The sequence below is a fragment of the Streptomyces sp. Tue6028 genome, from assembly GCF_002300165.1.
Classification (GTDB): domain Bacteria; phylum Actinomycetota; class Actinomycetes; order Streptomycetales; family Streptomycetaceae; genus Streptomyces; species Streptomyces siamensis.
Map to the genome: position 1 here is coordinate 1 of NZ_MLCE01000029.1, position 12,146 is coordinate 12,146.

The following is a 12,146-nucleotide window of genomic DNA, read 5'->3' on the forward strand; positions in this document are numbered from 1 at the left end:
CGTCGGCCACGCGAAGGCCTCGACCACAGCCCGCACGGGCCACGCGAAGGCCTCGGCCACGCCCCGCGCGGCGCGCGCGACGGCGCTTGGTCGCGGCCCGCGTCGGCCACGCAAAGGCCACGCCCCGCGCGGGGCGTGCCCGTGAACTCCGGTGGCGGGGCGGCCGGTCGTCGCGCGGTGGCCGCACGGGCCCCGGCCGGCTCAGTCCCTGCGCAGGGAGCAGAGCGCGTCGATGCGGTTCGTCGTGATGGAGTCGACCCCCAGGTCGAGCAGGCGCCGCATGGAGCGGCGGGTGTCCGGCGTCCACACGGAGAGCAGGTGGCCGCCGCGGTGGACGCGGGCGGTGAGCTCCCGGGTCACCAGTCCGAAACGGTAGTTGAGCCAGCGCGGACGCACGGCGGCGAGAAGGCCGGGCCGCGGCGGCGCGAGCGTCGTCCAGGTCAGCGCGATCTCCGCGCCGGGATCGGCGGCCCGCACCGCGAGCATCGCCTCGGCGCCGGCGCAGTAGTACACCCGCTCCTCCGCGCCGCACGCCCGGACCACGTCGACGACCGTGCGCGCCGCCCTCACGTCGACCGGGCCGGGCAGATCGACCATGATCCGGCTGTCCCCGGTCGCGGCCAGGGCGTCGGCGAACGTCGGCACGCCACCCCCGGTGAGCCCGCGCACCTCGTCGGAGGAGAGCGAGCGCAGCGGCCGGTCCCGCTCCCACAGCCGCTTCAGCGTCGCGTCGTGCAGCAGGACGGGTACGTCGTCGCGGGTGAGTCGTACGTCGATCTCGACCGCGTCCGCGCCCAGTCGGAGCGCGGAACGCAGGGAGTCGAGCGTGTTCTCACGGACGCGGTAGGGGGCGCCGCGATGGGCCACGGCAGTCACGGTGCGCATGGGCCCATTGTGTCGGGTCAGGGAGTGAGCCAGGCCGAGGCGTAGGTGTCGATCTCGGCGGTGAGGCGGGACTTGCCGTCCGCGTCCAGGAACGAGGCCTCGACCGCGTTCCTGGCGAGGGCGGCGAGACCCTGCTCGTCGAGGGCGAGGAGGCGGGCGGCCACCGCGTACTCGTTGTTGAGGTCGGTGCCGAACATCGGCGGGTCGTCGGAGTTGATGGTGACGGGCACCCCGGCCTCCACGAACTCCCTGAGCGGGTGCTCGTCGAGGGTGCGGACCGCGCGGGTGGCGATGTTGGAGGTCGGGCAGACCTCCAGCGCGATGCGGTGCTCGGCGAGGTGGGCGAGCAGCTTCGGGTCCCGGGCGGAGCTCGTGCCGTGCCCGATGCGCTCCGCGCGCAGGTCGTTCAGCGCGTCCCAGACCGTCTCGGGACCGGTCGTCTCGCCGGCGTGCGGCACGGAACGCAGTCCGGCGGCGATGGCCCGGTCGAAGTACGGCTTGAACTGCGGCCGCGGCACTCCGATTTCGGGCCCGCCGAGTCCGAAGGAGACCAGTCCCTCCGGGCGCAGCCGGTCGTCGGTGGCCAGCCGCACCGTCTCCTCCGCGGCCTCCAGCCCGGCCTCGCCCGGGATGTCGAAGCACCAGCGCAGGACGACGCCGAGCTCGGCCTCGGCGGCCTTGCGGGCGTCCTCGATGGCGTCCATGAAGGCCCGCTCGTCTATGCCGCGGCGCGTGGAGGACCACGGAGTGATCGTCAGCTCGGCGTAGCGGACCTGCTGCCGGGCCATGTCCCGCGCGACCTCGAACGTCAGCAGCCGCACGTCCTCAGGGGTGCGGATCAGGTCGACGACGGACAGGTACACCTGGATGAAGTGGGCGAAGTCCGTGAACGTGAAGTAGTCCGCGAGGGCCTCGGGGTCGGTCGGCACCTTGGAGTCGGGGTGCCGGGCGGCCAGGGCGGACACGATGCGCGGGGAGGCGGAGCCGACGTGGTGCACGTGCAGTTCGGCCTTGGGCAGTCCGGCGATGAAGGCGTGCAGATCGCGGGCGCCGTCGCGTGCGATGTGGTGGTCGGTCAAGGTTCCTCCCCGGAACGGCGTCCCCGACCGTGGTCGGCGGGACGCGGGTGATCGGCTGATCGGTGACTCGGGGATCATCGTAGGCGGACGCCCGAGCGGCCCGGCCCCGGTCCCGGGCCTTAGCATGACGGAACGTACGACTGAGGGGACTCGCGCATGCCCGACGACGCCCGGACGCCGGAAGCGCCCCGTGACGCCGCCGCCTGGGCCTCACCGGGCGGTCCGTCCCCGGACACCGCGCCGCCCAGGTCGGAACGGGCCTCCACGGCGGGCAGAGCTGCCGAGTCGGGAGAATCCCCTCTATCAGGACAGGGCCGGCCCTCGGCGTCGGAGGAGACCCGCGCGCCGGAACAGGCCCCCACGTCGGACCGGCCCCCTGCGCCGGGCCAGGCCCCCGAGCCGGGCCATGACGACGCGTCGGTTCAGGCCCCCGAGCCGGGGTGGCACGACACGTCGGACGGGTCCGCTGCGCCGGGGGAGTACCCCGCACCGGGGGAGACCCGCGGGTCGGTTCAGGGCCCCGAGCCGGGGTGGCACGACACGTCGGACGGGTCCGCTGTGCCGGGGGAGTACCCCGCACCGGGGGAGACCCGCGGGTCGGTTCAGGCCCCCGAACCGGGGTGGGTCCACCCCTCGGACCCGCCCGCCGTGCCGGGCGAGCACCCCGCGCCGACCGCGCCCCGCACGTGGCGGCCGGGCCCCGTGCCGGAGCGCGCGGGAGCGGACCCGGTGTCGCTCGGCAAGCCCGATCGCACCCCGCCGGAGGCGTTCGACCCGTGGGCTCCGCCCGCGGAACCCACGGACACGGTGCCCTCCGGGTGGGGCTCCGCACCGGCGCCGCACCCCGTGCACGACGGGCCCACGGTCACCTCCGTGCCCGGAGCACCGGGCCCCGGGACGCCCGGGGCCTGGGACAACCCCTTCGCCCCGCCGCCGCAGTCGGCCTTTCCGAGCGGCCCGACGCCGGGCGCGGTGCCGGGCGCCCCGGGCAACCCCTTCGCGCCCCCCGCGGCCCACACTCCGTACCCCCGGCCCGCCCCGGGAGAGCCGGTCCCGCCGCCTCCGATAGCCCCCGACGGCCCCGGCCGTTTCCCCTACGATCACGACCACGCGCACTACGCCCCCGCCCCGCCGCAGGGCCCCTACCAGGGCTTCCCCGGCTACGGATGGCCGGGGACCCCCGCGCCGAGCAATGGCATGGGCACCGCCGGTCTGGTGCTCGGCATCATCGCGGCGGCCGTGTTCTGCCTGTGGCCGCTCGCCATCGTCCTCGGCGTCCTCGGGGTGATCTTCGGGGCGATCGGGCGGCGCAAGGCGCGTCGGGGCGAGGCCACGAACCCGGGGCAGGCCCTGGCCGGGATCATCTGCGGAGCCGTCGGCATCGCTCTGGGGATCGCGATGCTCGTCTTCCTCATCGTGACCCCCGACGACGGCGGCGACGGCGGCCCGGGTGGTGACGGCGGCTTCTCCACCTCGCTCGTGACCGGGCGGTCCCGGTAGGACACCGCACGGAGACCGCTGCGCGGCGGCGGTCCTTGTGGGCGGCGAGGGATTCGACCGTGTCGGGCGCGCCGCGGGGCGGCGCGCTAGCGGAGCCGGTCCCGGGCCTCCATCAGCGCGAACCCGAGCAGATTGGGTCCCCGCCACCGGGCGGGATCGGCGGCCCGCTCGTCGTCCGCCGCCAGTCCGATGCCCCACACCCGGTCGAGCGGGCTCGCCTCGACGAGCACCCGCTCGCCGGTGCCCAGCAGGAACGCGCGCAGATCGGCGTGGGCCCGGAACTTGTGGACGCTGCCCTCCACCACGATCCCGAACCGCTCGCGCTCCCATATGACGTCGTCGAAGCCGCGCACCAGCCGTCCGGCCTTCTTGGCGAGCGCGGGGTTCGCGGCGTCCAGCGCCAGGCGCTCCGCCTCCGCGTCACCGAACAGCCGTGCCTTCGAGGCCATCATCCAGTGCTCCGCCGTCGCGTATTCGACGCCCTCGACCACGAACGGTGACGGCCACCACTGGCTCAGACAGCTCGCACCCACCCCGCCGTCCGGTCGCGGACGGTGACCCCAGAAGTGCAGGTACTTGACCCTCGCCCCCGATTCGACCTCGCTGACCAGCGCTTCCCAAGAATCGATCTTCCCCATGCACGCCACTGTGGCACGCACCACTGACATTCCGTCCCGCCTTTACCAGCGTGACTCGACACCTGGTCGACAGATTCCGTCGCGTAACCAAAAGGCAACAACGGAATCACTTGTTGGCGTCCCTTAGCTCTGTCAGGATCGGCACTCAAATCGAGCTGGAGCTACGCCGACCCCTCGCGGAGACGGGGAGGACGGCGGAGGAGAGCGACATGCACAATCCGGGCCATCGCTTCCAGGCGCAGGACCGCTTCGCGGACGGCGCGCAGTACATCGCGGGCCGACTGACCAAGGGCACTTCCGGCCGCACGCACGCGGTCGTCGACCCCGCCACCGGCGACGAGGTCTACACGTACGAGCTGGCGGGCACCGCCGACGTCGACGCGGCCGTCGCCGCCGCGCGCGAGGCGTTCCCCGGCTGGTCGGGCGCCACCCCGGGCGAGCGCTCCGACGCGCTGCACCGTTTCGCCGCCGTGCTCGCCGAGCGCGCCGAGGAGTTCGCCCAGGCCGAGTCCCTCCAGTGCGGCAAACCGCTCAAGCTGACGCGCGAGTTCGACGTGCCGGGCACCATCGACAACGCCGCGTTCTTCGCGGGCGCGGCCCGGCATCTCCAGGGCCAGTCCGCGGGGGAGTACTCCGGCGACCACACGTCGTACGTCCGCCGTGAGGCGATCGGCGTCGTCGGCTCCATCGCGCCGTGGAACTACCCGCTCCAGATGGCCGCCTGGAAGATCCTCCCGGCCATCGCCGCGGGCAACACGATCGTCCTGAAGCCGGCCGAACTGACCCCGCTCACCTCGCTCCTGTTCGCCGAGGCGGCCACGCAGGCGGGGATCCCGGACGGTGTCGTCAACATCGTCACGGGCCTGGGCAAGGAGGCCGGCGAACACCTCGTCGGGCACCCCGACGTCGCGATGACCTCCTTCACCGGGTCCACCGCCGTCGGCAAGCGGGTCGCCGAGATCGCCACCTCGACCGTCAAGCGGCTGCACCTGGAACTGGGCGGCAAGGCCCCCTTCGTGGTCTTCGACGACGCCGACCTGGACGCCGCCGTGCACGGCGCGGTCGCCGGGTCGCTCATCAACACGGGCCAGGACTGCACGGCCGCCACGCGCGCGTACGTACAGCGGCCCCTCCACGACGAGTTCGTGCGCCGGACCGCCGCCCTGATGGAGAGCGTGCGGCTGGGCGACCCGTTCGCCCCCGGCACCGACCTCGGCCCGCTGATCTCGCACGCCCAGCGCGACCGCGTCGCCGGTTTCGTCGACCGGGCCCGCGGCTACGCGCGCGTGGTGACCGGCGGGGTCGTCCCCGAGGGCGACCTCAAGAGGGGTGCGTACTATGCGCCCACACTCGTCGCCGATGCCGCCCAGGACAGCGAGATCGTGCAGGCGGAGATCTTCGGTCCGGTGCTCGTCGTGCTGCCCTTCGACACCGACGACGAGGGCATCGCCCTCGCCAACGACACCCCGTACGGGCTCGCCGCCTCCGCCTGGAGTCGTGACGTCTACCGGGCGAACCGGGCGACCCGCGAGATCAAGGCGGGCTGCGTCTGGGTCAACGACCACATTCCGATCATCAGCGAGATGCCGCACGGGGGCTACAAGGCGTCCGGCTTCGGCAAGGACATGTCCACGTACTCCTTCGAGGAGTACACACAGGTCAAGCACGTCATGTTCGACAACACCGCGGTGGCCGAGAAGGACTGGCACCGCACCATCTTCGGGGACCGGCCCTAGCCGGTGCGACGTTCGGCCACGGCCGAGCGGCAGACCAGGCCGCGAGCACGGCCGCGACCCTTCCGAAAGGGCATTCAGAGCATGGAGCACCACGAGCCCGAACGCCTGTCCCCGGTTCAACTGGCCGCGATGCGGCGCAGCTTCCGGAACGGCAGGGCCTCCCTCACCCGTCGTTCGCTGCTGCGCGCCTCCGCGGGCGGAGCCCTCGCCGTGGGCGGTCTCGGGGCACTGAGCGGCTGCGGGATCCCCGCGGCGGGCAAGACGCAGGGCGGCACGTCCGCCGAGGACCACTCGGCCAAGGAGAAGACCGTCAACTTCTCCAACTGGACCGAGTACATGGACGTGGACGACAGCGAGAAGCACCACCCCACGCTCGACGCGTTCGCCCGGCGGACCGGCATCAAGGTCAAGTACACCGAGGACATCAACGACAACAACGAGTTCTTCGGGAAGATCAAGCCGCAGCTCTCCGCGGGCCAGGACACCGGACGCGACATCATCGTCCTCACCGACTGGCTGGCGGCCCGCCTGATCCGCCTGGGCTGGGTCCAGAAACTGGATCCGGCCAACCTGCCGCACGCCTACACCAACCTGTCGGCGCAGTTCCGCAACCCCGACTGGGACCCGGGCCGCGCCTACTCGTACCCGTGGCAGGGCATCTCCACCGTCATCGCCTTCAACAAGAAGGCGCTCGACGGCATCGAGGTGAAGTCGGTCTCCGACCTGCTCGACAACCCCAAGCTCAAGGGACGCGTCGGCTTCCTGTCGGAGATGCGCGACAGCATCGGCATGACGTTGCTCGACATGGGCAAGGACCCGGAGAAGTTCACCGCCGACGACTTCGACGCGGCGATCGCCCGTATCCAGAAGGGCGTCGACAAGGGCCAGATCCGGCGCTTCACGGGCAACGACTACACGTCCGACCTCACCAAGGGCGACCTGGCGGCCTGCGTGGCCTGGGGCGGTGACATCGTCCAGCTCAAGGCGGACAGCCCGGACGTCGACTTCATCATCCCGGACAGCGGATACATGACGTCGACCGACAACATGCTGATCCCGAACAAGGCGCGCCACAAGACGAACGCCGAGCGGCTCATCGACTACTACTACGAGCCCGAGCCGGCGGCCCAACTCGCCGCGTACATCAACTACGTGTCGCCCGTCGACGGAGTGAAGCCCTACCTCGCGAAGATCGACAAATCCGCGGCGGACAATCCGCTGATCATTCCCGACAAGGTCATGGCCGCGAAATCGCATTCCTTCCGCGCACTGTCGCCGAAGGAAGAGACGGCCTACGAAGCGAAGTTCGCGAAGCTCACAGGGGCGTGACGATGATGACGACAGACAACAGCGGCGACGTCCGCCTCTCCGGGATCAGCAAGACGTACGGCTCCTTCACGGCCGTGCACCCGCTCGACCTGACCGTGCCGCAGGGCTCGTTCTTCGCCCTGCTCGGCGCCTCCGGCTGCGGCAAGACCACCACCCTGCGCATGATCGCCGGCCTGGAGGACCCGACCTCGGGCACCGTCTTCCTCGGCGACCAGGAGGTCACCCACCTGCCGCCGTACAAGCGCCCGGTGAACACGGTCTTCCAGTCCTACGCCCTCTTCCCGCACCTCGACATCTTCGAGAACGTCGCCTTCGGTCTGCGCCGGCGCGGCATCAAGTCGGTGAAGAAGCAGGTGGAGGAGATGCTCGACCTGGTGCAGCTGGGCGAGCAGGCACGCAAGAAACCGCACCAGCTCTCCGGTGGCCAGCAGCAGCGCGTCGCCGTGGCCCGCGCGCTGATCAACCACCCCAAGGTGCTGCTCCTCGACGAGCCCCTCGGTGCCCTCGACCTCAAGCTGCGCCGCCAGATGCAGCTGGAGCTCAAGCGGATCCAGACCGAGGTCGGCATCACCTTCGTCCACGTCACGCACGACCAGGAGGAGGCCATGACGATGGCCGACACGGTCGCCGTGATGAACGCGGGCCGCGTCGAACAGCTCGGCGCGCCCACCGACCTGTACGAGAACCCGCAGACCACCTTCGTCGCCAACTTCCTCGGCACCTCCAACCTCATCGAGGCCGAGGTCGACTCCCGCAGCGGCGACGAGATAGTCCTCAAGGCGGGCGGCGGCAAGCTCACCCTGCCCGAGGCGCGATGTTCCGCCCCGGCGACCACCGGCGGCAAGGTGCTGGTCGGGGTGCGCCCGGAGAAGATCTCCCTCACGCACGCCGAGGACGCCGGCGAGATCCCGGCCGGCCGCAACCGCATCACGGGCCGCATCGCCGACTCCAGCTTCATCGGCGTCTCCACGCAGTACGTGATCGACAGCCCGGTCTGCCCCGAGTTCGAGGTCTACGCCCAGAACATCGACCGCGACTCCCGGCTCGTGCCCGGCGCCGAAGTCGTCCTGCACTGGAACCCGGCCCACACCTTCGGCCTGGACGCGGCTCAGGACATCGACGCGGGCGTCGAGGAGGAGGCCGCCTGATGTCGACGCTCACGGAGGCGCCGCCGCCTCTCGACCCCACCGTCACGAAGACCCCGGAGAACAAGCCCCCGCGCAAGAGGGGCCGCTTGACGCCGTACTGGCTGCTCCTGCCCGGCATCCTGTGGCTGCTGGTCTTCTTCGCGCTGCCGATGCTCTACCAGGCCTCCACGTCCGTGCAGACGGGCTCGCTGGAGGACGGCTACAAGGTCACCTGGCACCTCGCGACCTACTGGGACGCCCTGTCCGAGTACTGGCCGCAGTTCGTGCGCTCGGTGCTCTACGCGGGCTCCGCGACGATCCTGTGTCTGCTGCTGGGGTACCCGCTGGCGTATCTCATCGCGTTCCGCGCGGGCCGCTGGCGCAACCTGATCATGATCCTGGTGATCGCGCCGTTCTTCACCAGCTTCCTGATCCGCACGCTGGCCTGGAAGACCATCCTCGCCGACGGCGGCCCGGTCGTCGGCGCCCTCAACTCGCTGCATGTCCTGGACGTCACCAGCTGGCTCGGCATGACGTCGGGGGACCGCGTCCTGGCCACGCCCCTCGCGGTGGTCTGCGGTCTGACGTACAACTTCCTGCCGTTCATGATCCTTCCGCTCTACACCTCGCTGGAGCGCATCGACGGGCGGCTGCACGAAGCGGCGGGCGACCTGTACGCCAAGCCGTTCACGACCTTCCGGAAGGTCACCTTCCCGCTGTCGATGCCCGGTGTCGTCTCCGGCACGCTGCTCACGTTCATTCCGGCGTCCGGCGACTACGTGAACGCCGAACTCCTCGGCTCCACCGACACCCGCATGATCGGAAACGTCATTCAGACGCAGTTCCTGCGTGTGCTCGACTATCCGACGGCCGCCGCCCTCTCGTTCATCCTCATGGCGGCGATTCTCCTCATGGTCACCCTCTACATCCGCAGGTCCGGGACGGAGGATCTGGTTTAAATGGCCTTCGTCAACTGGCTCAAGCGCCATCTCGTCGTCATAGCGGGACTGGTGACGCTCGGATACCTGCTCCTGCCGAACGTCATCGTCACGGTGTTCTCCTTCAACAAACCGAAGGGACGCTTCAACTACGAATGGCAGCAGTTCTCCACGGACGCCTGGAAGGATCCGTGCGGCGTCGCCGACATGTGCGGCTCGCTCTCGATCAGCCTCCAGATCGCCCTGTGGGCGACGGTCGGAGCGACCGTCCTCGGCACGATGATCGCCTTCGCGCTGGTCCGCTACCGCTTCCGGGCGCGTGGCGCGATCAACTCGCTGATCTTCCTGCCGATGGCGATGCCCGAGGTCGTCATGGCGGCCTCGCTGCTCACGCTCTTCCTCAACCTCGGTGCCCAGCTGGGCTTCTGGACGATCCTGATCGCCCACATCATGTTCTGCCTCAGCTTCGTCGTCACCGCGGTCAAGGCACGAGTGATGTCGATGGACCCGCGCCTGGAACAGGCGGCGCAGGACCTGTACGCCGGTCCCGTGCAGACCTTCCTCCGGGTCACCCTGCCCATCGCGGCACCCGGTATCGCGGCGGGCGCGCTGCTGTCCTTCGCGCTCTCCTTCGACGACTTCATCATCACCAATTTCAACGCGGGTTCGACCGTCACCTTCCCCATGTTCGTGTGGGGATCGGCGCAGCGCGGAACACCCGTTCAGATCAATGTCATCGGTACGGCCATGTTCCTCGTCGCCGTACTGTTCGTCCTGGCCGGCATGGTCGTAGGAAATCGCCGGAACAAGCAAAAGGCATAACGCTCGTAGGGAGTTGAAATCATGGCCCCTAGCGCCATGACCCGTGGTAATCAGTGGACGAAGTCTCTTTCCGACGTCCAGCCGGTCTCGTACTGGCTGGACGACCCCGGCAAGCCCCACCCCGAGCCCGCGCTCACCGGCGTCGAGACCTGTGATCTGCTCGTCGTCGGCGGTGGCTACAGCGGACTGTGGACCGCGCTGCTCGCCAAGGAGCGCGATCCCGGGCGCGAGGTGGTCCTCGTCGAGGGCCGTGAGGTGGGCTGGGCCGCCTCCGGCCGCAACGGCGGCTTCTGCGCCGCTTCGCTCACGCACGGCCTGGCCAACGGTCTCACCCGCTGGCCGGACGAGATCGGCAAGCTGGAGGAGCTGGGCGCCCGCAACCTCGACGAGATCGAGGCGACGGTCGCCCGCTACTCCCTCGACTGCGACTTCGAGCGCACCGGCGAGATCGACGTCGCCACCGAGCCGCACCAGGCGTCCGAACTGCGTGACTGGCACGAGGAACTGGAGCGGGCCGGCCTCGCCGACGGCGTCGAGTTCCTGGACACCGACGCGGTGCGGGAACAGGTCGACTCACCGACCTTCCTGGCCGGTCTGTACGACCGCCGGGGCGTCGCCATGCTCCACCCGGCCAAGCTGGCCTGGGGCCTGAAGGAGGCGTGTCTCCGGCTCGGCGTGCGGGTGTACGAGCACACGCCCGCGCTCCAGCTGAAGGCGTACGGCGCGGGGATGGCCGTCCGTACCCCGTACGGCTCGGTCCGCGCCCGCCGGGTCGCCCTCGGCACCAACATCTTCCCGAACCTGGTCAAGCGCGTCCGCTCCTACACCGTCCCGGTCTACGACTACGCCCTGATGACCGAGCCGCTGACGGCCGACCAACTGGCGTCCGTCGGGTGGAAGAACCGCCAGGGCCTCGGCGACTCGGCCAACCAGTTCCACTACTTCCGGCTGTCGGCCGACAACCGGATCCTGTGGGGCGGCTACGACGCGATCTACCCGTACGGCGGGCGGGTGCGCGCCGAGTACGACGACCGCCCGGAGACGTACGCGAAGCTCGCGGAGCACTTCTTCACCTGCTTCCCGCAGTTGGAGGGCGTCCGCTTCACGCACGCCTGGGGCGGCGCCATCGACACCTGCTCGCGCTTCTCGGCCTTCTTCGGCACCGCCCACCAGGGCAAGGTCGCGTACGCGGCCGGATACACGGGCCTCGGCGTGGGGGCGACACGGTTCGGCGCGGACGTGATGCTCGACCTGCTGGCGGGGGAGCGCACGGAGCGCACCGAACTGGACATGGTCCGCAGGAAGCCGCTGCCGTTCCCGCCCGAGCCCTTCGCCTGGACCGGGATCGCCCTGACCAAGTGGTCGCTGGCGCGGGCGGACACGCACGGCGGCCGGCGCAATCTGTGGCTGCGGACGATGGACAGGCTGGGGCTCGGCTTCGACAGCTGACCCCGGCGGACGGGGCGGGCCGACCGGCGGAAGGGGCGCGTGGAAGCGTTCCCGATCCGTCGGCGTACGCCCTGCTCGCGCGGTGTGACCCGGTTCACTGCCCACAAGGAGCCGGAACCCGCGTAATGCCCGGCCCGAACCTCCCTCTCCCCTGTGACGCGACCGGCGTCGCAGCAGAGAGAGAGGTTCCGTCATGACAGGGGCGAAGGCGGCGGTCGAGTGGCTGACGTCGGTGGCACCGGACCCCGAGGCCTGCCGATGGGAGTGGGAGCGCAATCCGATGGGGGTCGCGCTGCTGCCCGCCGGCCGGGCCTGGGACGTGCTCATCCTGCCGGGCGAACTCGGCTACCCGACGCTCGACGTGCTCACCCGGGTGATCGACCGGCCGGGGCCCGTGCTCGTCGACTTCGGTGACGCCCGGATGGGGTTCTTCGTGCCCGCGGGCACCGCGGCGCGGTGGCTCGGCACCGGGGTGCGTACGGCGGGCAGCGGCACGTGGATCGTGGTGCCGTACCCGGGCCGGTCGACCGGCGGGGTCCGCTGGCTGGTCCCGCCCGACGGCTCCGGCACGCTCACCGATCCGGCACTGCTCGAACTGGCCATGCACGAGGCGGTGGCGGGGCCGGCCGGGAACGAGGGCCGC

10 protein-coding genes and 1 pseudogene are annotated in these 12,146 nt (G+C 70.7%); 8 read left to right on the forward strand and 3 right to left on the reverse strand.

Annotation, left to right across the window (positions count from 1 at the left end; genetic code table 11):
* Positions 1–201: 201 nt before the first annotated feature.
* Together BKI49_RS27575 and BKI49_RS27580 are read right to left on the reverse strand one after the other, a co-directional pair.
* Positions 202–885: a glycerophosphodiester phosphodiesterase gene (locus BKI49_RS27575; protein WP_095936969.1), complete on the reverse strand. Its 684-nt coding sequence runs from the start codon at positions 883–885 to the stop codon at positions 202–204.
* Between the two features lie 17 nt (positions 886–902).
* A pseudogene (locus tag BKI49_RS27580) lies at positions 903–2,016 on the reverse strand (adenosine deaminase).
* A gap of 677 nt (positions 2,017–2,693) precedes the next feature.
* On the opposite strand from BKI49_RS27580, the gene BKI49_RS35430 reads away from it, so the two are divergent.
* Positions 2,694–3,464, forward strand: coding sequence for a DUF4190 domain-containing protein (locus BKI49_RS35430; protein WP_179332602.1), 771 nt, complete (start codon positions 2,694–2,696; stop codon positions 3,462–3,464).
* Between the two features lie 86 nt (positions 3,465–3,550).
* On the opposite strand, the gene BKI49_RS27590 is transcribed toward BKI49_RS35430, so the two are convergent.
* On the reverse strand, positions 3,551–4,132 hold the full coding sequence (locus BKI49_RS27590; RefSeq protein ID WP_095936971.1) for an NADAR family protein: 582 nt from the start codon (positions 4,130–4,132) through the stop codon (positions 3,551–3,553).
* A gap of 179 nt (positions 4,133–4,311) precedes the next feature.
* Here BKI49_RS27590 and BKI49_RS27595 point away from each other — a divergent pair, with 179 nt between their 5' ends.
* The 7 genes from BKI49_RS27595 to BKI49_RS27625 form a co-directional block, all read left to right on the forward strand.
* Positions 4,312–5,838, forward strand: a complete 1,527-nt coding sequence (locus BKI49_RS27595) for a gamma-aminobutyraldehyde dehydrogenase (protein ID WP_095936972.1) — start codon at positions 4,312–4,314, stop codon at positions 5,836–5,838.
* 81 nt (positions 5,839–5,919) lie between these two features.
* Positions 5,920–7,167 (forward strand): polyamine ABC transporter substrate-binding protein, encoded by a 1,248-nt coding sequence (locus tag BKI49_RS27600; protein ID WP_095936973.1) that lies wholly within the window; start codon positions 5,920–5,922, stop codon positions 7,165–7,167.
* A gap of 5 nt (positions 7,168–7,172) precedes the next feature.
* Complete coding sequence (locus BKI49_RS27605; RefSeq protein ID WP_095937093.1) at positions 7,173–8,315, forward strand: ABC transporter ATP-binding protein; 1,143 nt, start codon at positions 7,173–7,175, stop codon at positions 8,313–8,315.
* Positions 8,315–9,253, forward strand: coding sequence for an ABC transporter permease (locus BKI49_RS27610; RefSeq protein WP_095936974.1), 939 nt, complete (start codon positions 8,315–8,317; stop codon positions 9,251–9,253). The genes BKI49_RS27605 and BKI49_RS27610 overlap by 1 nt, the downstream gene beginning before the upstream one ends.
* Positions 9,254–10,054, forward strand: coding sequence for an ABC transporter permease (locus tag BKI49_RS27615; protein ID WP_095936975.1), 801 nt, complete (start codon positions 9,254–9,256; stop codon positions 10,052–10,054).
* A gap of 21 nt (positions 10,055–10,075) precedes the next feature.
* On the forward strand, positions 10,076–11,503 hold the full coding sequence (locus BKI49_RS27620; RefSeq protein WP_095936976.1) for an NAD(P)/FAD-dependent oxidoreductase: 1,428 nt from the start codon (positions 10,076–10,078) through the stop codon (positions 11,501–11,503).
* A 193-nt stretch (positions 11,504–11,696) separates the two neighbouring features.
* Positions 11,697–12,146, forward strand: a 450-nt coding sequence (locus BKI49_RS27625) for a bifunctional DNA primase/polymerase (protein ID WP_095936977.1), incomplete at its 3' end; no start/stop codon positions are given.